Origin of the sequence: Streptomyces sp. NPDC017936, from assembly GCF_044328485.1 — a bacterium.
Lineage (GTDB): Bacteria > Actinomycetota > Actinomycetes > Streptomycetales > Streptomycetaceae > Streptomyces.
Map to the genome: position 1 here is coordinate 34853 of NZ_JBIRHK010000006.1, position 19369 is coordinate 54221.

Genomic DNA, 19369 nt, shown 5'->3' on the forward strand with positions numbered 1-19369 from the left:
GCCGACTGTCTGAATTGCCGTGCAGCACAGTCGAGTTGGCGAATTTCACGCTCCCGGCGCCGTGAATATGATCATAGGGTTGGCGTCGAGGCGGGCCGCTCGCCGCCCGGCGGAGTCAGCACGGCGAGCGTGCCGTTGGCCCGGCGCAGCGCCGGCTCCAGCCTCTCGGGCGCGTGCAGCGCACCGGTCCCGTCCGGCGGCACCAGCCACTCCAGGAACCGGGCCGCACGGTACGGCGGCGGCACCGCGACCCAGGAGCCGCGGCCCGCGTGCCGCAGTCCGGCGCCGATCCACCGGCTGCCCGGGTCGGGGGGCAGGAAGAAGCCCACCCGGTGGGCCGCGGTGTCCACGAGCGTCGGCCCCGGCACGGGCAGCGAGGGCCGCCACAGCAGGTCCAGGGTGAGCAGGCCCAGCCCGGCGGGCACGCTCAGCACGTCCCAGTACCGGCCCGCCTCCAGCAGCACGATCCCGTCGCCCCGGTCCCAGTCCCGCTTGCACGCCCGTGGGTCCGTCGCGGCGGCGGCGAGCCACTCCACGCCGCGCCCCCACACCACATCGCTCATGTCCGGCTCCCTAGACGATCCGCCCGGGCCCGGCGCACGCGGGCAGGCGGGCGCGCGGACGCCGGGCGCGGACCGACCCGGCCGGCCCGGCGTATGCATGCTGGTGGATGTTCCCACGTGGCGGAAGGGGTGGCGGACCCTGGCGTTCGGGTGGGGTTCGTTCGACGTCCGCGCCTCCGTTCGACCGGCGGCCTCCGGCGGGAGCGCGCGGTGTGCCCCCGGGAGCGAGGGGTACTCGGCGACCGACGAGCCAGCAACGTCGAGGATCACGCCGGAAGGAGGCCCGCATGGCCACTGGCACGGAAACCGGCGACGTGACCGGAACCCGGGACAAGGACTACAACCTCATCTGGTACGTGGAGGCGTGCCTGAACAACGCGCTGCGGCTGGAGACGTACATCCAGGACGCGGAACGCGCCGAGGACACCGAGGTCGCGGACCTGTTCCGCAAGGCCCAGGCCGACAGCCGCAAGGGCGCCGAACTGGGCAAGGAGCTCCTGCGCGCGCGCCTGTCCGGCGACTGACACGCGCCGTCCGATGGGCCCGGACACCGTGGGACGGACACGGCGTCCGGGCCCCCGGCGGTTCAGTGGTCGTTCTCCAGGTGGAGCCTCAGCAGGTCCACCCCGTAGTCGCCCCCGTTGGGCGTGCGGACAATGGTGTGGATGTGCTGCCGGGTGGGCGTCCCGCCCGGCCCGCCCATGCCGCCGCCGTTCTTCGTGTTGTAGGCGAGCGGGGCCTGGGCGTCGTACTCGATGAGCACGACCGGACCGTGCACCCGGTAGTAGAAGGCCGAGTCGTCCTCGGTCCCGCCGAGCCAGGAGAAGTACGTGTCGTCGAGGTGTTCCTCCACCTCCTTCAGCCGCACCGCGGCGTGCCCCTCGGCCAGGTAGCCGACGTACACCCCGACCAGGTCGAGCAGCTTCGCGCGCTGCGCCGCCGTGAGGTCGGAGCCGGGCAGGCCCTGGTGGGCGAGCCGCAGGTTGTCCTGGCCCGCGCCGGCCTTGAGGTTGTCGCCCGCCTTCTGCTCCGACGCGGGGACCGCCTTCGCGCGCTGGGCGTCGGTCAGCGCGCGGATCATGGCCAGGCCGGCCGTGGTCTCCTTCGTGAACAGGGTGATCTTCTCACCCCGGTAGGTGGCCGAGGTCGGCTCCGAACCCATGAAGGTCGGCGTCATGACGACCTGGTCGCCCAGCACGAAGTAGTTGATCGCGACGTGGTGGCCCTCGTACTGGAAGCCCCAGGGCTGCGTCGTCGACGGGGTGCCCATCACGGTGAAGAAATAGTGGCCCTCGGTGAGGGTCTCCTTCCCGCCGCCGTCGTGGTCGCCGAGGAACGCGTTGAGCTTCATGATGTTGCGGGTCTGGGTGAGTCCGTCCGCCGACAGGGCCGCCCCGAGCAGGGCGTACCCGAGGTCGCGCTGCTTCTCGCTCAGGTCGCCCATGCGGACGCCCTCGCGCTCGTACCCGTCGACGTTGCTCCAGGCCAGCCATTCGTCGGCCTGGACGTCGAACAGGGTGGCCCGCCGCTGCGTCGCGGACAGGCCGTCGAGGAAGGCCTGCGCGGCCTTGACCACCGCGTCCGTGGAGACGCCGGTGGAGTGGACCGAGTACAGGTCCTCGACGACCTTGCCGTCGGTGGTGACCCCGACGAAGTCGGCGTACTTCACCTCGCTCGCCCCCGGCCCCATGCCGCCGGGACCGCCGGACGGCATGCCGCCCGGGGCGCCCGAGGCGGAGGCCGCGGCGCCGGAGGAGCCCGAGGAGCAGCCCGTCATCGTGGCCACCGCGGCGGCGCCGCCGGCGAGCAGCGCCCTGTTCATGAACCAGCGCCTGCTGCGCTCGGCTCCGGGAGTACGTGGTCGGTGTCCGTGCATGGGACCCAAGCTCCCCGACGGACCTGAAGCGGACCTGTGAGCCGCCGGCGCGCACCGTCCGGCGTACGTCCGTCCGGCGCGCTCCGTCAGGACCGGCTCGCGCCGCCCCGCGGGACGGACAGCGGCGGCTCGGACCGCCGCGCCGCGGACAGCCGTGGTCCGGGCCGCGGCGATTCGGACAGCCGGGCTTCGGGCCGTGCCGGGTCCGGCAGCCGGGCCGCCGGCCGGGCCGGTTCGGGCAGCCGCGGGTCCGGCTCCGGCGTCCGGGGCGGCGGCGGTTCGGCCTGACGCAGTTCGGCCAGCAACTCGTTCCGGCCGGCGAGCAGTTCGGTCAGGATGCGGCGGGCCGCCCGCAGCAGCTCGGCCACGTCGCCGCCGGCGAGCGCGTAACTGACCGTCGAGCCCTCCCGGATCGACACCACGATCCCGGAGCGGCGCAACACGGCCAACTGCTGCGACAGGCTGGACGGCTCGATCTCGATCTCGGTGAGCAGGTCCCGCACGGCGACGGGGCCGCCCTGGAGCAGTTCGAGGACCCTGATGCGGACCGGATGCCCGAGCATCCGGAAGAACTCGGCCTTGGCCTGGTAGAGGGGGACCTGCATGGTCGATCGCTCGCTCCCTGCCGCGTTCGGGGTCCTGCGTCCGTCACGATCCTGGCGACTGCGGGCTCCGCACACCCCGGTGATGCACTGATGTGGATGTGTCGAGTTGAAGACATTTTCAACTCCTGGGCGTGCGAAGCCGCCGGCTGCCGGGCCGCCTACACCTCGAGCTCGGACTCGACCCGCTTGAGCTGGTGACGGGCCATCGCCAGGTTGGAGCGGTCGCGGTCCAGGACCACGTAGATGAACAGTCCGGCCCCCTGGCGGCCCTGGACCAGCCGGATGAGGTGGTACTGGCTGCCGAGCGTGATCAGGATGTCCTCGATCTCGCCCGTCAGCCCGAGGTGCTCCATCGTGCGGACCTTCGCGCGGATCACGTCGGTGTTGCCGGCCGCCGCCACGGACAGGTCGAGGTCCTTGCCGCCGCCGAGCGTCCCCAGCGCCATGCCGCTGGTGTAGTCCACGACGGCCGCGCCCAGCGCCCCCTCGACCGCGGTCATGATCTCCTTGAGGGAGATTTCCACATTCGCCATGCGCTTCTCCTGCCGGTTGCGCGGACCCGGTTCCCTCCGGATCCGCTCGTGCCCCGCACCGTACGGAGCGGGGTCGCCCGGGCGGGTGACGCGTTCCGGGACTGGCGCAAGAAGGTTCGGAACACGAGAGACGGTGGCGTTTCCTGATCGAGAGCATCCGCGCGTTGTCCGGTCGGCGGCCCGACCGGGACCCGCGCCCCGCCGGGCGCCGCTTGCGGACGGACCGGCGAGCGGGCAGGGTTCGGTGCCGTGGCCACCTTGCTGATCGTCCATCACACCCCGTCGCCGAACTGCCAGGCGATGTTCGAAGCGGTCGTCTCGGGGGCGACGGCTCCGGAGATCGAGGGCGTCCGCGTGGTCCGGCGCGCGGCCCTGGCCGCCACGGCCGCCGACGTCCTCGCCGCCGACGGCTTCCTGCTGGGCACCCCGGCCAACCTCGGGTACATGTCCGGCGCCCTCAAGCACTTCTTCGACCAGGTCTACTACCCCTGCCTCGACAGCACCCGCGGCCGCCCCTTCGGCTACTACGTGCACGGCGGCAACGACGTCACCGGCGCGGTCCGCGGCATCGAGGCCGTCACCGCGGGGCTGGCCTGGCGGCGCGTCGCCGAGCCCGTGACCGTCACCGGGGAACCCGGCAAGGCGGACCTGGAGGCCTGCTGGGAGCTGGGCGCGGCGACGGCCGCCGGCCTCATGGAGTGACCGGCGCCGCACCGGGCCGGAGGAGCTGCGGCGTCAGTCCCACAGCGGGTAGCTCACGACCCGGTCGAACTGGTCCGGTCGCTGCCCGGTGTACGTCAGGGTGATCCGGCCGAAGCGCTGCTCCTGCGGGTCCTTCTTCCAGGTCTGCGGCTTGTCCAGCCGCACGATGACCGGGTAGGCGCGGAAGGTGCCCGCGGCGCAGTACGGCTTGCAGTCGTTGAGCAGGTTGACGCCCGTGGCCCGTGCCGAGTCCGCGCGCCAGTGGTGCCACTTCAGCTTGACGAGCACGCTGTTGCCGTCGCCGCAGGCCAGGATGAACTTGTCCGGCCGCACCCGCGGGTGCCAGAGGCAGTCGACCAGGAAGGGCGCCGCCGTCCGCGGGGCGGCGCGTTCCGCCCCGGACGGTGACGTGGCGGGCGCGGCCGACGCCGTGCCCACCGCCGCGGTGAGTCCCAGCGCGGCACAGAGCAGGGCCGCCGTCCTCGTGGTGTGTCCGCGCATGTCAGCTCCCGTCCGCCCGTTTCGCAGCCCGGCCGTGTACCGACGCTACGACGACAGGCGGGCGGGGGCCACTCGAACGGGTCAGCGCCGCCGGCGCGGCCGGGAGGACCTCCGGCCGGTGCGGCGCCGCGGCGAGCGGGCCGCCCTCACGCGCGGCGCCGCGGCGGACCCCCGAGGGCGGCTATCCCGTCCAACGGCGTCCCGAGCGCCCACAGCCGCAGGCGGGCGCCGTCGATCAGGTACGTGCGCCCCTGGCGGGCGGCCCAGACCTCGTCCCGGTGCGTGAACGCGCCGCGATGCACGACGAGCCGCAGCCGGGGCCCGGGCCGTGCCCGTGACCGGCAGGAGCAGGCCGCGTCCTCGTCGGGCAGCGGCTCGGCCACCGGCCGGAACGACACGTCGAGCAGCCGCCCCCGCCCGTCCCGGGCGGTCAGGTGCGGGGCGGTGTGCGCGGACGGCGGCACCACCCGCCACCCGTCCCGCCGCAGCATCCGGGCCACGGCGAGCACGAGCGCCGGCATGTCCAGCTCGGCCAGCTCCTCGGCGCTGTAGTAGCCGCGGCGCCGCCGGGCCGGCCGCCGGGAACGACGGCGCACGACGACGGCGAGGACACCGAGCGCCGCGACGGCGGCCGGGGGGACCCACGGACCGACGGCGCGCCCCGCCAGCGCGAGCGCCGCGGTCGCCCCGCACACGACGAGGCCGAGGGCGGCCAGACCGGGCAGCACCTCGCGCAGCCGGGGCCCGTAACGGCCCGCCGCCCGCAGCTCGCGCACGGCTCGGCGCCGCCGGGCGCGTGTGGACTCGCCCGCCGTCCCCCGCCGCTCGCCGCGTCCGCCCAGGGTCGGCACCCCCCGCCCCGACACACCACGATGTGCAAGGAGTGATACCCACAGCGTGACGGCCTGCCCGCACCCGACGGGTTCGCGCCACGGCCTTGGCCGAAGACCGCTCCTGCGGGCGGCGGCCGGTCCACGGGCCGTTGTCAGTGGCGGCTGCCAAGCTGCCGGTCATGGACGACGCAGACTTCATGCGGGGCCGGGTCTACGGTGCCGACCACGACGACGCGGGCCCCCGCCCCGGCCGCGCCTACGCGCAACTGGTGGGCGGGCCCCTGGACGGCCTGCTGCTGGACGTCACGGACCACGCGGCCGGCGCGGAGCTCTCCGAGGTGGCCCTGACGACGGAGATAGGCCGCTACGGACCCGGCGGCCGGGCCCTGTACGTGCGCCGCCCCGCGGACGGCCGCCGGTTCGACTGGCGGGGGGACGTCCCCGGGGTCCGCTGACCGGCGCCCGGCGGGGGCGCGGACGGCCGCGCGCCCCCCCCCGGACACCTCCTGCGACGTGCTCCTGGACGCGGGTGGGATGTCTGAGGCATAGGAGAACGGTTCGGGGGTAGGCGGGGCGCCATGAACGGGGTAGCGAAGGCGGTCCGGATGGAACACGTTCCGCCCGACGAACGGTCCTCCGGGCCCGGCGAGGGTCCTGTCGAGACGACGGTGGCTCTGGACGGCGAGGACGGCTGTATCGCCGGTGCACGGCATTTGACGGGTGATTTCCTCGCGCGGGTCCAGCGCGAGCACGGGGTGCCGGTGTCGGCCCGGACTCTGGACGTGGCGCAGCTGGTGGTGAGCGAACTGGTCACCAACGCGCTCCGTCACGCGCCCGGCCCGGTGCTGCTGCGCCTGCGCATCGCCGGGGACACGGTGGAGATCTCGGTCTGGGACAGCGATCCGGCGATGCCGGTGCCACGGGGCGCCGACCCGACGCGTGTGGGCCAGCACGGCCTGGAGATCGTGATGGCGGTGGCCCGGGAGTTCGCCGTCGTCCGGGAGCCGGTCGGCAAGCGGATCGTCACCCGCCTGGGTCTGCTCGACGGGCTGTGAGCGGGTCCGCGCTCAGCGCGGGCCGGTGTCCTCGCCGCCGTCCTCGTCCACGACGCGCAGCGTCGCCCCGCCGAGGGCGAGGACCCCGTCGGACAGGGGTGTGCAGCGCACCCCGCCCTTGCCGCGCAACGCCCGTTGCGCGCCCGGGCCGAGGGTGACGTCCATCCACGCGCAGGGCCTCGCCGGGCGGTTCACGGCGAGCGTGACCGGGCCGTGCGCGCCGTCGAGGACGATCGTGGAGCCGACCAGGGAGTCGACGTCGACTCCCCGCAGCAGGACGTTGCGGCGGGTGTGCCGGAGGTCGGCGGACGGGGCGATGTCCGCCGGGAGGTTCTCGGCGGACATGAGGGTCACCGACGCGTCCCGGTGCGCCGGGCGGCCGTAGTAGCGGTCGCCCACCAGCCCGAGACCGGCGCGGACCCGCACCGAGTCCACCAGCTCGTCGCCGGGCGCGTCCGACGGCCCGTCCGCGGGGCGGCCGGCGAACCGGTGCACCGGCGACACGAGCAGCTGTACGACCTCCACCTCGAGCACACCGTCCATGGATCAACCCTAGGCGCGGGTCCGGTGGCGGGGGAGGGCGGCAGCCGCCGTGGGGTGCGGCCGCCGCCCTCCCGGTCTCAGGGCTGCCGGCGGATGCCGGAGCAGTTCGAGTCCGCGGGCCTGCCGTTCAGCCGGTCGGCCAGCCAGGAGATCGCGTCGCCCTGGTCCGCGAGCAGCGGGGCGAAGTGGTTGATCAGGGAGTTGCCGAGCGGCAGCAGCACGACGGGCTTGTAGGTGACGTCGGCTCCCTTGGCGCACCAGGCCACGGCGAGCTCCCGGGCCTGCGCGTGCGGCACGAGGTCGTCGGCGGTGCCGGTCGCCACCCGGACCGGGGACGCCGGCTTCAGCGTGCCGATGCGCTGGCCGGCCAGGAACGCCTTGAGCGCCGGCTCCGCCTCGATGACGGCGCCGAGGGAGCGCCCGTCCGTCGTCCAGGAGGTGCTGCGCGCCGAGTTGTAGGCGAGGAGGGCGTCGCCCACGCACATCGTCGACAGGTCCTTGAGCGCCGCCTTGCCGGCCGTGTTGAGGTGCGCGTCGGCGATGGGCCTCAGCGCGGGGTCGGTCTGCAGGAAGCCGTTGACCGACCAGCCGAGCGCACCGGCCAGGTCGCTGCCGTCGATGGCCTCGGTGACGGCGACCAGGTCCGCCGGCGCGGCTCCCGCGTACGTCCCGGCGAGCGGTACGTCGGGCGCGTAGGACGGCTGGAGCTCGGCGGCCGCCGCGGTGGCCCCGCCCCCCTGGCTGTAGCCGAACAGGGCCACGCGGGAGCCGTCCGTGAGGGACGTCCCGTCCAGGGACCGGGCCGCGCGGACGGCGTCCAGCACGGCGTGCGCCTCGTCGACCCGGTTGACGTAGGTGTGCAGCCGGTCCGTGGTGCCCAGCCCGGCGTAGTCGGTGACGACGACGGCGATGCCCCGGGCGAGCATCCGGTAGATCGCCAGGTCCTCGTAACCGACGGACACGGTCTGGCCGTTGAGGAAGAGGGGCCGTTCGAGGCCGAGGGAGGCGGCGCACTGGTCGCCCTGTCCCATGGTGCCGGGCGCCAGCGCGACCAGCGGACGCGGCCCGCTGCCCTTCCAGGCGGCCGTCGGTTCGATGTAGGCGCCGGTGACGGCCATGGGCTGCCCGCCCGCGTCGGTGGACTTGTACATCAGCCGGGTCGCCCGGCCGGGGAGCGGTCCGTCGACGCCCGGCAGGCTCAGGGCGAGGGGGAGCCGTTCGGTGCGGATCAGGGCCCCGTCGGCCGCGGGGAGCGCGGCGGGCGGGGTGTAGAAGGCGGGGATGCGGACACCGCGCGACACCACGGCGTCCGCGTCCGGTGCGGCGGCGGCCGGGACGGCCGTCGTACCGAGGCATGCGGCGGCCGTGACGGCGGCGGCGAGCAGGCGGGTGGGGGCGGGCATGGCGGACCTCCTGGGGGAGAAGGGAGGCCGAGCCTTCCTCTGCGGCTCGGGTGCTCACGGCCCGGTGAGGGCGGGCCGTCCGGCACGGAGCCCCGGTCGTCCACCGCTGCTCCGCGCCGCTCTGGCTCGTCAGTTCTTGGACGAACTGTCAGGACGGTAGCCGGGGAGGGGTTACCGGGGGTACCCGTCGGTAGGTTACGGTTCAGTAATGTGGCGGCGGGCCGTCCGGACCGGCTCGCGCGCCCCGCCCCCGCCCGGCGGGCACCCGCTGTCGCCCCGTGATCCAGTGGTGACCGCCCCGGCGCGGGCGTACGGTCGAACGGTGGACCCGCCGGTGGACGTCCTCGTCCACCGAAGCTCCCCGAGGCCCGCCGGCGAGCGGGCGACACGTCATGAGCAGCTCTCCGCGGCCGACTTCAGCGACCCAGGCCTCCACCCGGCAGCAGGGCGGCGGCGGACACGCGATGGCGCTGCTGGTCATCGCCTCCTGCCAGCTCATGGTGGTCCTGGACATCACGATCGTGAACATCGCGCTGCCCCACATCCAGCGCGCCCTGGACTTCTCCACCACCAGCCTGTCGTGGGTGGTCAACGCCTACACCCTCACCTTCGGCGGGCTGCTGCTGCTCGGCGGCCGGGCCGGCGACATCCTCGGCCGGCGGCGCGTCTTCGTCTTCGGCGTCCTGCTGTTCGTCCTCGCCTCCCTGCTCGGCGGCCTCGCCCACGGACCCGGCCAACTCCTCGCCGCGCGCGCCCTCCAGGGGGTCGGCGGAGCCGTCGCCTCCCCGACCGCCCTCGCCCTGATCAGCACGACCTTCCGCGAAGGACCCGAACGCAACCGCGCGTTCGGGGTGTTCGCGGCGGTGTCGGCGGGCGGCGGCGCCATCGGCCTGCTGGCCGGCGGCATGCTCGTCGAGTGGCTGAACTGGCGCTGGGTCTTCTTCGTCAACGTCCCGATCGGCCTGCTCGTCGCCCTCGCGGCGCCCCGCTGGATCCGGGAGTCCGAACGCCACCCCGGCCACTTCGACCTCACCGGCGCGCTGACCTCCACCGCGGGCATGGTCCTGCTGGTGTACGGCTTCATCCGGGCCGCCCAGGACGGCTGGCGCGACGCGCTGACGCTCGCCTCGTTCGCCGCGGCCGTCGTCGTCCTCGCGGTCTTCGTCCTGGTGGAGAAGCGCTCCCGGCAGCCGATCACGCCGCTGCACATGTTCGCCGACCGCAACCGCGCGGGCACCTACGGCATCATGCTGTGCCTCGCCGCGTCGATCTTCGGCATGTTCTTCTTCCTCACGCTCTTCGTGCAGAACGTGCTGGACTTCAGCCCGCTGCGCGCCGGCCTCGCCTTCCTGCCGGTGAGCGCCGTCATCGCGGTCGGCGCCGGTCTGGCCTCGCGCTTCCTGCCGGTGTTCGGGCCCAAACCCTTCATGGTGGCGGGCGCGGTCCTTGCCTCGGCGGGGCTGGGCTGGCTGACCCTGACCGACGTGGACTCCACCTACGCGGGCAGCGTCCTCGGCCCGATGCTCGTCTTCAGCCTGGGCATGGGCATGGAGTTCGTCTCCCTGACCCTGATGGCGCTCTCCGGAGTCGCCCCGCGGGAGACCGGCGCGGCCTCGGGACTGCTCAACGCCACCCAGCAGGTGGGAGGTTCGCTCGGCCTGTCCATCCTGGTCACCGTCTTCGGCGCGGCCGGCGCCGGCGAGGCGAGGGAACAGGTGCCCGCCTTCCTGGCCCGGGCGACCCCGCTCGAACGCCTGCGCTTCCAGCGCACCGGGCAGCTCCCGCCGCCCTGGTCCGACGAGGTCCTCACCGCGGGCGTCTCGGCCGCCTTCGTCACGGCGGCCGTGTTCACCCTGATCGCGGCCCTGATCGCCGCCCTGGTGATCCAGGTCCGCCCCTCGGACCTCGAACGCCTCAAGGGCGGGGTCGGACCCGGAAGGACGTGAACACCCCGGCGGGCCTTCGGGTTAGGGTCCGCACATGCTTCAGCGAGACGTGGGAATCCTGCACCCCGGCGCCATGGGCGCGGCCGTGGCGGCGCAGGCCGTGGCCGCCGGGGCCAGGGTCTGGTGGCTGCCCGAGGGCCGGTCGGCGGCGAGCCGGCGGCGCGCGGCGGAGCGGGGACTGCGCTCCGCGGCGGACCTGGCGGAACTCGCCGCCAGGTGCGACACCGTCCTCAGCGTCTGCCCCCCGGCCGCCGCCCTCGACGTCGCCGCACAGGTCGCGGCCGCCGGCTTCGAGGGGCTGTACGTCGACGCCAACGCCGTCAGCCCGCGCCACATGGCCGACCTCGCCCCGCTGTTCGACGGCAGCGGCGCGACCGTGGTGGACGGCGGGATCACCGGCCCGCCGCCGCGCACCGCGGGGACGACCCGCCTGTACCTGTCCGGCGACGCCCGGGCCACCGCCCGCGTCGCCGCCCTCTTCGAGGGCACCGCGCTCACCGCCGTCGCCCTCGACGGCCCGGTCGGCCGGGCGTCGGCCCTCAAGCTGGCCTTCGCCGCCTACAACAAGATCTCGTACGCCCTGGCCGCCCAGGCCTGCGCCCTGGCCGAGGGCCACGGAGTGCTGGAGGACCTGTTCGACCTCGCGGCCCACGCGCTTCCCGGCACCCCGCTGGCCGCCGCGGAACGGCTGGCCGGCGCCGGACCGAAGGCCTGGCGCTGGGAGCCGGAGATGCGGGAGATCGCCCAGGCCTGGGCGGACGCCGGTCTGCCCGCCGCCTTCGCCGACGCCGCCGCGCGGACGTTCGCCCGATGGGAGCACCACAAGGACGACGGGAGCGTCACCGGCGCGCGTCTGATCCGCGATCTGCGACGGGCCGACGGGGCCGACGGCGACCCCGGCACCTGAGCCGCCGCGGCGACCCGCCGCCCGTGCGGCGCGGCGCCTGTTCGTCCGGGCGGGACGGAAGCGCCCTCGGGGGGAACACGTGCCGCGGGATCCGCGGCACGTGTTCCCCCCGGTGGGCGCGCGCGGCCACGGCGAGGGCCCGGCGCGGTGGACCGGGGCCGCGTGGACGACGGGGCACGGCGGACCGACGCCACGCGGACGACGGGGCGTGGCGGACCGGGCTCACGAGGGCGGCGTGGAGCGCGGTCTACGCCGGGGAGTGCGACAGCAGGTGGTCGACGGCCTCGATGACGTCGGCGACGGTGTGGTGGGGCACGGTGAGCGTCTCGGGCCAGGGCCGGCCCGCGACCCAGATGGTCCTCAGTCCGGCCGCGTACCCGCCCCGGATGTCGGCCTCCGGCTGGTCGCCGGTCATCCAGTCGCTCGCGGTGAGCTGCGTGCCGCAGCGGGCGGCGGCCAGTTCGAACAGGCGCGGGTCGGGCTTGCGGACGTCGATGTCGCCGGAGGCCGCGATGCCGTCGACGAGGTCGGCCAGGCCCGTGGCGCGCACCTTCGCCCGCTGGATGTCCGACGCCCCGTTCGTCGCGACGCCGACGCTCCAGCCGTTCTCCTTCAGCCGGGCGAGGGCGTGCAGGACGGCGGGACGACAGGTGACGGCGGCGGCCATGCGGTCGACGTACACCCGCCACAGGTGATCGGCCGACTCGCGCAGTCCGAAGGCCGCGCGCAGCCGGCCGAAGTCGCTCCGCTCCGCGTGATCGGCGAGCTCGGTCAGCAGCCACCGCTCGATCTCGGGCCCGTACCCGTGGTCGTGGCAGAGGGCGGCTGTCGCGTCGGCGAAGGCGGACGCGCGGTCCACCAGCGTGCCGTCCAGGTCGAAGAGGGCGAGGCGCATGGGCGAGACCTACCCGCGAGGTGATCGTCGCCAACCCGGGGCGGGCACCGAGCGCGCACGGTGGACGCGGAAGGTGTTTGCCGCCGCGGTCAGAGGCAAAGCGATGTCCATGACTGAATCGAACACCCAACCGGACGAACGGAACGCAGCGAAGCGGACGACCGCGGCCAAGGCCCGGCGGACCGCGGACAAGGCCACCGCTCCGGCGGCCCGTGCCGCGAAGGGCGCCGCCGGCAAGGCGGATGACGCCACGTCAGCGGCGAAGTCGGCGGCCGGGCGCACCGCCGAGGCGGCGACGAGTGCCGCACACGGCGCCGCCCGCGGTGTCGAGGCGGGCCGCCAGGCGATCGTCGCCACCTCGGGGCAGGTCGCGGCCGTCGCCAAGACGGCCTGGACCGTCGTCGCCCACCGGAAGCTGGTCGCGGCCGGCGTGGGCGCGGGCCTGACGGCGCTGACCGCCGCCTCCTACGCGGTGGGCCGCCGCTCCGGCCGCACCCCGCAGGGACCGATCACCCGGCTCACCGGCGGACGCATCTGACGCCTCGCCAGGACGGGCCCGGGGGCACGCCCCTCGTGCCGGGGTCCGTCCTGCGGGGGCCGCCCGCCCGACCGCGCGCCGGCCGGGCCGGCCCTGTCGTCGTCGGCGGCCTCGTCGACGGCCTCCTCGTTCCGGGGCTCCGCGCCCCGACCGCAGACCTCGCGCCCCGACCGCGGACGCACACCCCCGCCGCGGCTCCCACGCCCCCACCCTGGTCCGACCCCGCCGCGGCTCCCACGCCCCCACCCTGGTCCGACCTCGCCGCGGCCCCCGCGCCCTCACCGGGACCCGCACGGCCCGGTCCCCGCACCCTCGCCGCGGGCCGCACGTCCCGGCGCCGGGCGGGCGCCCGCGCGATCCCCGTCGACGGCCGGCGGGAGGGGCCGTCCGCACCGCCGGCCGCCGTGTGGCGTGAATATCCGAGATCATCCTGGTTCGTCCGCCGCGGAGTGGGCACTTGGCGGTGAGCAGCGGGCGCACACACGGGAGGTCGCAGTGGCGGTTCGGCATCGTCTGGTGAAGACGGATCCGGGAACGGTGTGGACCGTCCTGGCGGACGGCAGCCGGTACGCGGACTGGGTGGTGGGCACGGCGTCGTCCGAGCCGGTCCGGGGCCTGTGGCCGCAGGTCGGCGCGGCGATCGAGTACGAGATCCGCCTGGGGCCCGTCAGCCTCACCAACGAGACGGTCGTCCGCCGCTGCGAGGAGGGCGCCGCCCTGGAGCTGGAGGCGCGGGCGGGCGTGCTCGGCACCGCCAGGATCGCCATCGAACTGCGCCCCTGGGGCGAGCACTGCCTGGTGATCGTGGACGAGCACCCCCTGCAGGGAGCCGGCGGAACGCTGCACAACGTGGGCGTCGAGGCACTGATCCAGATCCGGCACCGGGCCATGCTGGCCCGGCTGGCCCGGGTGTGCGAGGCCGAGGGTGCCGCCCGCGGGGGCCGGGACGGCCGCACGGCGCCCGCGGCGGGACCGGTCCGGAACGGAGGCGGCGATGCCTGACGCCGTCGTGATCGGCGCCGGACCGAACGGACTGGTGGCCGCCAACCTGCTCGCCGACGCGGGCTGGAGCGTGGAGGTCCTGGAGGAACAGCCCGAGCCCGGCGGTGCGGTGCGTCACGACCGGGAGGTCGACCCGGACTTCGTCAGCGACGTCTTCAGCTCGTTCTACCCGCTGGCCGCCGCCTCCCCGGTGGTGGCCGGACTGCGCCTGGAGGACCACGGACTGCGGTGGAGCCACGCGCCCCACGTGCTGGCGCACCCGCTGAGCGACGGCAGGTGCGCGGTCCTGGACCGCAGGGTCGACGTCACCGCCCGGTCCCTCGACGTCTTCCACGCCGGGGACGGCGCCGCCTGGCGGCGCCTGCACCATGTGTGGGACCGCCTGCACCCCGACATCCTCGCCAGCCTGTTCACCCCCTTCCCGCCGCTCAAGGCCACGGCCCGGCTCGCCCTGCGGCTGCGGGGAGCGGGCGGGCTGCGGCTGGCGCGGACGCTCGCCCTGCCGGTGCGGCGCATGGGCGACGAGGAGTTCGGGGGAGAGGGCGGCAGGCTCATCCTGGCCGGCAACGCCCTGCACGCCGACCTCGCGCCGGAGGCGGCGGGCAGCGGAGGCTTCGGCTGGCTGATGTCCATGCTCGGCCAGACGTACGGCTTCCCGGTGCCGGCCGGCGGCTCGGGCGCCCTGACCGAGGCCCTCGTGCGCCGGCTCCGCTCCCGCGGGGGCACCGTGCGCTGCGGGCGGCGGGTCGCCCGGGTCCTCGTCCGGGAGGGCCGGGCCGCGGGCGTGCGCACGGCCGACGGCGAGACGGTGACCGCGCGCCGTGCCGTCCTCGCGGACGTGTCCGTCCCCGCGCTCTACGGCGACCTGGTCGAACCCGAACACCTCCCCTCCCAGGTGCTCGCCGACCTCCGGCGGTTCCAGTGGGACTTCGCCACCTTCAAGGTCGACTGGGCGCTGGACGGACCCGTGCCCTGGCGGGCCGAGCAGGCCGCCCGGGCCGGCACGGTCCACCTGGCCGACGGCCTCGACGAGCTCACCCGCTTCGCGGCGCAGATCGCCATGCGCCGCGTCCCCGACCGCCCGTTCACCCTGTTCGGCCAGATGACGACGGCGGACCCCTCCCGCTCACCGCGCGGCACCGAGTCGGCCTGGGCGTACACCCATGTGCCCCACGAGATCACGTCCGACGCCGGGGACGAGGGACTCACCGGGACCTGGGACGACCGGGAGCAGAACGTGATGGCCGACCGGGTCGAACGCCAGGTCGAGCGCTTCGCGCCGGGGTTCCGGACGCTGATCCGCGCCCGCCGCATCCTCGCCCCGCCCACCCTCCAGCGGCTGGACGCCAACCTCTCCGGCGGAGCCATCAACGGCGGCACCGCGGCCCTCCACCAGCAGCTCTTCTTCCGGCCGGTGCCCGGTACCGGGCGCCCCGAGACGCCGGTGCGCGGACTGTACCTCGCCTCCGCCGGCGCCCATCCGGGCGGCGGCGTGCACGGGGCGCCCGGCGCCAACGCCGCCCGCGCGGCCCTGCGGCGGCACCGGGCCCCGGGCCTGGCCCGGCTGCAGCGCGTCCTCACCCACCGCGACCGCACCGGGGACCGGCCGCCCCCCGCCCACTGACCCCGCCGGGACGCCGGGTGAGGCGTCCACCGCGCGGACCGATCGGAGCACGCCGTGGCAGACAGCCCCCTCACCAGCCGCACCGTCGTCGTGACGGGCGCCGCCCGCGGTCTGGGCGCGGCCCAGGCCCACGCCCTCGCCCGGCGTGGAGCCCGCCTGGCCCTGCTCGGACACGAGCGGACGGAGCTGGAGGCCGTCGCCGCCTCCCTGCCCACCCCGGCCCTGGCCGTCGAGGCCGACATCACCGACGCGGACGCCCTGGCGCGCGCCGCCGACACGGTGCGCGAGCGGCTCGGCCCGCCGTCGGTCGTCGTCGCGAACGCCGGCATCGCCGAAGGGGGCCCCTTCGCCACGGCGGACATGGCCCTCTGGCGCCGGGTGGTCGACGTGAACCTCACGGGCAGCGCCCTGACGGCCCGCACGTTCCTGCCCGACCTGCGGCGCACGGCGGGCTACTACCTCCAGATCGCCTCGCTGGCGTCGCTCGGCGCCGCCCCGATGATGAGCGCCTACTGCGCCTCGAAGGCAGGCGTGGAGGCCTTCGCCCACTCGCTGCGGGCGGAGGTGGCGCACCGGGGGGTGGCGGTGGGCATCGCCTACCTGAACTGGGTCGACACCGACATGATCCAGGACGCCGACCGGTACACGGTGCTGCGCGAGCTGCGCGCGCAGATGCCGCTGCCCGCCCGGCGCGTCCATCCGGCCGACGTCGTCGCCGAGCGGCTGGCGCGCGCGGTGGAGCGGCGGACCACCGCCGTCTACGTGCCCGCCTGGCTGCGGCTGGTCCAGGTGACGCGCGCCGCCCTGCCGCCCCTGGTGCTGCGCCGGTGCCGGCGTGAACTGCCCCGGCTGGAGGCCGAGGAGGGCCTGCGCGCGACGGGCCCGCTCGGCGCCGGCGGCCGGGCCGACCGGGGCGCGACCACCGGGGCGTGACGGACCGGACCTTCCCTCTCGTCCCCGGCCGGCGCCTCGTCCCGGGGCGGCGCCTTCTCCCCGCCGGCGCCTCGTCCCGGGCCGGTGTCCTCATGCGGGGCCGGCGTCCTGCCGCCGGCGCAGCACGAGCAGCGCCGTGTCGTCGCTGGGCGTGCCCGCCGAGTGGAGCCGCAGATCGCGGTAGACGGTCGCCGGCACGTCGCCGGCGCGGACGTCGCCCCAGTTCGCGGCGCGCTGTTCGAGGGGGTAGAAGCCGCCCGACGGATCGCGGGCCTCGGTGACCCCGTCCGTGCAGAGCAGCAGGGTGCACCCGGGCGGGAAGCGGAACCACTCGACGGTGCGCGGTTCCGGAGCCATCGCGTCGAGGCCGAGCGGCACGCAGGGCTCGCCCCGCAGGACCTGGGCGGCCCCCTCGTGGCAGAGCAGCAGGGGCGCCACGTGGCCGCAGTTGATCGCCTGGACCTCCTCGCCGTCGGTGACGCCCAGCACCAGCGCCGTCACGAACCGCTCCCTGGCGCCGACCTGTGCCGCGAAGGAGTTGTGCCGCAGCACCGCCTCCTCCAGGGCGTCGACGACGCCGGTGAGCGTGGGTTCGGACACCGCCGCCTCACGGAAGGCGCTCAGCACCGCGAAGGCCGCGCTGATGGCCGGCAGGCCCTTGCCCTGGACGTCGGCGATGAAGACCCGGCTGCCGTAGGGGGAGGCCACGACCTCGTAGACGTCACCGCCCACCCGGCTGTCCTCCTCCACCGGCCGGTAGAGGCCGTGGACCAGGAGGTGGTCCGTCACCAGCGGGAACGGCCGCAGGAGCTGCCGTTGCAGGGCGGCCGCGGCGGAGCGCAGCCGTGCGATCTCGCTCTCGTCACGGACCCTCTGCCCGGCTCGCACGACGCTGAGGCCGTTGAAGACGAGGGCGAACAGGACGGTCGTCACGGCCTGGCCGACCGTGTCCCTCGGGGCGTCGAGCAGGGCCGCGGCGATCACCAGCGTGGTCCACCCGGCCGCCACGGCGGTCTGCCGCACGGTGCCCCGCCCGGCGACCAGCGCGGGCACCACCACGAGGAACGGGGCCAGTCGGGTCTCCCGGCCCAGGAACACCCCGACGACCGCCAGGAGCACAGTGAGACCGACGAGCCAGCACAGCACGAGGGACCAGCGCAGCGGGGGCGCCGTCCGGCCCGGGCCGCCGACCGCGGACGCGCCGCCCGGGTCCCTCGACGTCTCCACCGGCCCTCCCGTTCGTGCGACCTGGCGAACTCCTCGACAACACCCTCCCGCACTCCGCGCCCGGCTGCGCGGTGTGACGGCCGCCGCCGCACCGCGCGGCGGGCGGGACCACGCGCGTCACGTTCCCCGCGCCGCCCGCCCGCCGCTCCGTCGGCTCGTGCCGCTACTCCGCGGAGCCGCTCCGGCGGCGCAGGAGGAACGCGGCGCCCGCGGCCACGACGAGGACCACGGCGACGATGCCGGTCCAGGCCGTGGTCGACAACCCGTCCGCGTCGTCCTTCTCCGTGTCGGCCGCCTGCCGCGTGGCCCGCGCGGACGCCCCGGCGGCCGGTACGGCCGTCGGCGACGGGGTCGGCGAGGCGCTGGGGGAGGGACTCACGGTCTTCGCCCCGGGGGCGGCCGCCTCCAGCTCCAGCACGGGAGCCTCGTTGCCGTGGCCGTCGCCTTCGGACTCGCCGAGCTCGATCCAGCGGTCGACCCTGCCGTCGCTGTAGGTCTGGAGCGTCTTGAACACCAGCTCCCTCGCGTCCGGCAACTGGCGGACGACGATCGAGTGCTCGGCGTCCTCACCGACCTTCACGGCCGGGCCCTTGACGGCGTAGCCGTCGGCGGTGGTGCTGAACGTCCAGCCCGCCGGACCCTCGCCGTAGACCACGTCGGCGGGCTCGATGCCCTCGGGCAGGACCACCCGCAGCTGGGTGATGCCGGCCGTCGAGGACTCCGACTCGGCGGTGAACGTGATCTCGACGGTCTCGGCGAGGGCCTGGGCCCGGTCGGACTCGACCTCGACGTGCGCGCCGGCCGGAACGGCGGCGAGCAGGACGGCGGCCGCGGCGGCGGCCGGGACGGTCAGGCGCCGCGCGGCGCGCGGCAGGGTGGTGCGGGACATGCGTGTCTCCAGGCGGGGAATGGACGGGGCGGCCGTACGGCGATGCCGGACCGGCGCCCCGGCGGGGTCGGTGGACGCGAGGGGTGCGCGCCGGGAGGAGGACCCCGCCGTGTCACCGCGTGCGCGAGCACCGGCCCGGCGGGCGGCAGCCCGTCGTCCCCGGGCGCCCCGACGAGCGGCAGCCCCGGCGCCCGGGACGCCGCCGGGCACCCGGCGACCAGCCGGCGGACGGCGGTCAGCCGGGTGCGCAGCGCGTGGAGCGCCGCCGTCACGCCGTGGGTCAGCGTCCAGCACGCCGAGTCCGCCCGGTGCAGGAGGACGGCGACGAGCACGGCCGCCAGGGCGTGGGCGACCGTCATGGCCAGGGAGTCGTGCGGCCACGGTGACCGGCCCGCGGGGTGGCCGTGGAGGTGTGCGCCGTGCCGGCTGTCCGCCGCCTCGGCCGGCTGTCCGCCGCCTGCGGTGAGCGTGAGCCACAGGTGCAGGGCGTACTGGGCGACGACACAGCAGACGACGACCGTGGCCGGACGGCGCGGCCGGCGCGCGCCGACCAGCCCCAGCCCGAACAGGACGACGGCCGCGGTCCCGCCCTGCGCCCAGGGCACCGGTCCCTCGGCCGCCGACCGGTGGGCGCTCATCCCCAGCACCGCGCCGACGACGGCGAACAGTGCGGCCCGCGGGACGGGCACGGGCGCGCTGGGCGCGGTGACGTGCGGGGGCATGGCCCGCTCATCATGGGGCACGGCCCGTCCCCCCGGCAGGCAGGCCGGAAAAGAGGCCGGTACCTCCGTCCA

The 19369-nt window shown here is 75.6% G+C and carries 21 protein-coding genes and 1 pseudogene; 10 read left to right on the forward strand and 12 right to left on the reverse strand.

Translation table 11 applies throughout. The features are described 5' to 3' along the window. Positions 1-71: 71 nt before the first annotated feature. A complete protein-coding gene (locus ACH4F6_RS14110; protein WP_397960386.1) occupies positions 72-563 on the reverse strand; it encodes a hypothetical protein in 492 nt (163 codons plus the stop codon). A gap of 287 nt (positions 564-850) precedes the next feature. Here ACH4F6_RS14110 and ACH4F6_RS14115 point away from each other — a divergent pair, with 287 nt between their 5' ends. Continuing rightward, the gene (locus tag ACH4F6_RS14115; protein WP_397960387.1) at positions 851-1087 is read left to right on the forward strand and encodes a hypothetical protein; all 237 of its coding nucleotides are present in this window, start codon (positions 851-853) and stop codon (positions 1085-1087) included. 62 nt (positions 1088-1149) lie between these two features. Here ACH4F6_RS14115 and ACH4F6_RS14120 read toward each other — a convergent pair whose 3' ends face one another. The 3 genes and pseudogenes from ACH4F6_RS14120 to ACH4F6_RS14130 all read right to left on the reverse strand — a co-directional run bounded on the left by ACH4F6_RS14120 (position 1150) and on the right by ACH4F6_RS14130 (position 3577). Next, on the reverse strand, positions 1150-2439 hold the full coding sequence (locus ACH4F6_RS14120) for a DUF3500 domain-containing protein (RefSeq protein ID WP_397960388.1): 1290 nt from the start codon (positions 2437-2439) through the stop codon (positions 1150-1152). A 266-nt stretch (positions 2440-2705) separates the two neighbouring features. Beyond that, positions 2706-3044 (reverse strand): annotated as a pseudogene (locus ACH4F6_RS14125) (ArsR/SmtB family transcription factor); the annotation flags it as partial. Between the two features lie 158 nt (positions 3045-3202). After that, complete coding sequence (locus ACH4F6_RS14130) at positions 3203-3577, reverse strand: hypothetical protein (RefSeq protein WP_397960389.1); 375 nt, start codon at positions 3575-3577, stop codon at positions 3203-3205. Between the two features lie 249 nt (positions 3578-3826). Between ACH4F6_RS14130 and ACH4F6_RS14135 the strand changes: the two genes are divergently transcribed. Beyond that, positions 3827-4279: an NAD(P)H-dependent oxidoreductase gene (locus tag ACH4F6_RS14135; protein WP_397960390.1), complete on the forward strand. Its 453-nt coding sequence runs from the start codon at positions 3827-3829 to the stop codon at positions 4277-4279. Positions 4280-4312: 33 nt separating this feature from the next. Here ACH4F6_RS14135 and ACH4F6_RS14140 read toward each other — a convergent pair whose 3' ends face one another. Beyond that, positions 4313-4780 (reverse strand): hypothetical protein, encoded by a 468-nt coding sequence (locus tag ACH4F6_RS14140; protein ID WP_397960391.1) that lies wholly within the window; start codon positions 4778-4780, stop codon positions 4313-4315. A 146-nt stretch (positions 4781-4926) separates the two neighbouring features. Continuing rightward, positions 4927-5556: a hypothetical protein gene (locus ACH4F6_RS14145; protein ID WP_397960392.1), complete on the reverse strand. Its 630-nt coding sequence runs from the start codon at positions 5554-5556 to the stop codon at positions 4927-4929. A gap of 236 nt (positions 5557-5792) precedes the next feature. Here ACH4F6_RS14145 and ACH4F6_RS14150 point away from each other — a divergent pair, with 236 nt between their 5' ends. Further along, complete coding sequence (locus ACH4F6_RS14150; protein WP_397960393.1) at positions 5793-6068, forward strand: hypothetical protein; 276 nt, start codon at positions 5793-5795, stop codon at positions 6066-6068. Between the two features lie 150 nt (positions 6069-6218). Beyond that, the gene (locus ACH4F6_RS14155; protein ID WP_397960394.1) at positions 6219-6668 is read left to right on the forward strand and encodes an ATP-binding protein; all 450 of its coding nucleotides are present in this window, start codon (positions 6219-6221) and stop codon (positions 6666-6668) included. Positions 6669-6680: 12 nt separating this feature from the next. Here the strand turns inward: ACH4F6_RS14155 and ACH4F6_RS14160 are convergent, their stop codons facing one another. Beyond that, positions 6681-7211 (reverse strand): molybdenum cofactor biosysynthesis protein, encoded by a 531-nt coding sequence (locus ACH4F6_RS14160; RefSeq protein ID WP_397960395.1) that lies wholly within the window; start codon positions 7209-7211, stop codon positions 6681-6683. A 77-nt stretch (positions 7212-7288) separates the two neighbouring features. After that, positions 7289-8614 carry a lipase family protein gene (locus ACH4F6_RS14165; RefSeq protein ID WP_397960396.1) on the reverse strand — a complete coding sequence of 442 codons (1326 nt, stop codon included), beginning with the start codon at positions 8612-8614 and terminating at the stop codon, positions 7289-7291. Between the two features lie 464 nt (positions 8615-9078). Between ACH4F6_RS14165 and ACH4F6_RS14170 the strand changes: the two genes are divergently transcribed. Further along, on the forward strand, positions 9079-10560 hold the full coding sequence (locus ACH4F6_RS14170) for an MFS transporter (protein ID WP_397960733.1): 1482 nt from the start codon (positions 9079-9081) through the stop codon (positions 10558-10560). Positions 10561-10594: 34 nt separating this feature from the next. Further along, positions 10595-11467, forward strand: a complete 873-nt coding sequence (locus ACH4F6_RS14175) for a DUF1932 domain-containing protein (RefSeq protein WP_397960397.1) — start codon at positions 10595-10597, stop codon at positions 11465-11467. A gap of 247 nt (positions 11468-11714) precedes the next feature. Here ACH4F6_RS14175 and ACH4F6_RS14180 read toward each other — a convergent pair whose 3' ends face one another. Continuing rightward, complete coding sequence (locus ACH4F6_RS14180; protein ID WP_397960398.1) at positions 11715-12362, reverse strand: HAD family hydrolase; 648 nt, start codon at positions 12360-12362, stop codon at positions 11715-11717. 103 nt (positions 12363-12465) lie between these two features. On the opposite strand from ACH4F6_RS14180, the gene ACH4F6_RS14185 reads away from it, so the two are divergent. From ACH4F6_RS14185 to ACH4F6_RS14200, 4 genes are all read left to right on the forward strand, one after another. Beyond that, a complete protein-coding gene (locus ACH4F6_RS14185; RefSeq protein ID WP_397960399.1) occupies positions 12466-12900 on the forward strand; it encodes a hypothetical protein in 435 nt (144 codons plus the stop codon). A 495-nt stretch (positions 12901-13395) separates the two neighbouring features. Further along, a complete protein-coding gene (locus ACH4F6_RS14190; protein ID WP_397960400.1) occupies positions 13396-13902 on the forward strand; it encodes an SRPBCC family protein in 507 nt (168 codons plus the stop codon). Then, the gene (locus ACH4F6_RS14195) at positions 13895-15526 is read left to right on the forward strand and encodes a phytoene desaturase family protein (RefSeq protein ID WP_397960401.1); all 1632 of its coding nucleotides are present in this window, start codon (positions 13895-13897) and stop codon (positions 15524-15526) included. Before ACH4F6_RS14190 ends, ACH4F6_RS14195 begins: the two co-directional genes overlap by 8 nt. Positions 15527-15580: 54 nt before the next feature. Further along, positions 15581-16459, forward strand: coding sequence for an SDR family oxidoreductase (locus ACH4F6_RS14200; RefSeq protein ID WP_397960402.1), 879 nt, complete (start codon positions 15581-15583; stop codon positions 16457-16459). Positions 16460-16549: 90 nt separating this feature from the next. On the opposite strand, the gene ACH4F6_RS14205 is transcribed toward ACH4F6_RS14200, so the two are convergent. The 3 genes from ACH4F6_RS14205 to ACH4F6_RS14215 all read right to left on the reverse strand — a co-directional run bounded on the left by ACH4F6_RS14205 (position 16550) and on the right by ACH4F6_RS14215 (position 19297). Beyond that, positions 16550-17686: a PP2C family protein-serine/threonine phosphatase gene (locus ACH4F6_RS14205; protein ID WP_397960403.1), complete on the reverse strand. Its 1137-nt coding sequence runs from the start codon at positions 17684-17686 to the stop codon at positions 16550-16552. A 163-nt stretch (positions 17687-17849) separates the two neighbouring features. After that, positions 17850-18575, reverse strand: coding sequence for a DUF1775 domain-containing protein (locus ACH4F6_RS14210; RefSeq protein WP_397960404.1), 726 nt, complete (start codon positions 18573-18575; stop codon positions 17850-17852). After that, positions 18536-19297 (reverse strand): hypothetical protein, encoded by a 762-nt coding sequence (locus tag ACH4F6_RS14215; RefSeq protein ID WP_397960405.1) that lies wholly within the window; start codon positions 19295-19297, stop codon positions 18536-18538. The genes ACH4F6_RS14210 and ACH4F6_RS14215 overlap by 40 nt, the downstream gene beginning before the upstream one ends. Positions 19298-19369: the final 72 nt, after the last annotated feature.

Coding starts and splice junctions, on each gene's coding strand:
- ACH4F6_RS14115 (WP_397960387.1), top strand. CDS start 851: ATGGCCACTGGCACGGAAACCGGCGACGTGACCGGAACCCGGGACAAG.
- ACH4F6_RS14175 (WP_397960397.1), top strand. CDS start 10,595: ATGCTTCAGCGAGACGTGGGAATCCTGCACCCCGGCGCCATGGGCGCG.
- ACH4F6_RS14180 (WP_397960398.1), bottom strand. CDS start 12,362: ATGCGCCTCGCCCTCTTCGACCTGGACGGCACGCTGGTGGACCGCGCG.
- ACH4F6_RS14215 (WP_397960405.1), bottom strand. CDS start 19,297: ATGCCCCCGCACGTCACCGCGCCCAGCGCGCCCGTGCCCGTCCCGCGG.
- ACH4F6_RS14160 (WP_397960395.1), bottom strand. CDS start 7,211: ATGGACGGTGTGCTCGAGGTGGAGGTCGTACAGCTGCTCGTGTCGCCG.
- ACH4F6_RS14130 (WP_397960389.1), bottom strand. CDS start 3,577: ATGGCGAATGTGGAAATCTCCCTCAAGGAGATCATGACCGCGGTCGAG.
- ACH4F6_RS14155 (WP_397960394.1), top strand. CDS start 6,219: ATGGAACACGTTCCGCCCGACGAACGGTCCTCCGGGCCCGGCGAGGGT.
- ACH4F6_RS14150 (WP_397960393.1), top strand. CDS start 5,793: ATGGACGACGCAGACTTCATGCGGGGCCGGGTCTACGGTGCCGACCAC.
- ACH4F6_RS14210 (WP_397960404.1), bottom strand. CDS start 18,575: ATGTCCCGCACCACCCTGCCGCGCGCCGCGCGGCGCCTGACCGTCCCG.
- ACH4F6_RS14170 (WP_397960733.1), top strand. CDS start 9,079: ATGGCGCTGCTGGTCATCGCCTCCTGCCAGCTCATGGTGGTCCTGGAC.
- ACH4F6_RS14185 (WP_397960399.1), top strand. CDS start 12,466: ATGTCCATGACTGAATCGAACACCCAACCGGACGAACGGAACGCAGCG.
- ACH4F6_RS14165 (WP_397960396.1), bottom strand. CDS start 8,614: ATGCCCGCCCCCACCCGCCTGCTCGCCGCCGCCGTCACGGCCGCCGCA.
- ACH4F6_RS14120 (WP_397960388.1), bottom strand. CDS start 2,439: ATGCACGGACACCGACCACGTACTCCCGGAGCCGAGCGCAGCAGGCGC.
- ACH4F6_RS14195 (WP_397960401.1), top strand. CDS start 13,895: ATGCCTGACGCCGTCGTGATCGGCGCCGGACCGAACGGACTGGTGGCC.
- ACH4F6_RS14140 (WP_397960391.1), bottom strand. CDS start 4,780: ATGCGCGGACACACCACGAGGACGGCGGCCCTGCTCTGTGCCGCGCTG.
- ACH4F6_RS14110 (WP_397960386.1), bottom strand. CDS start 563: ATGAGCGATGTGGTGTGGGGGCGCGGCGTGGAGTGGCTCGCCGCCGCC.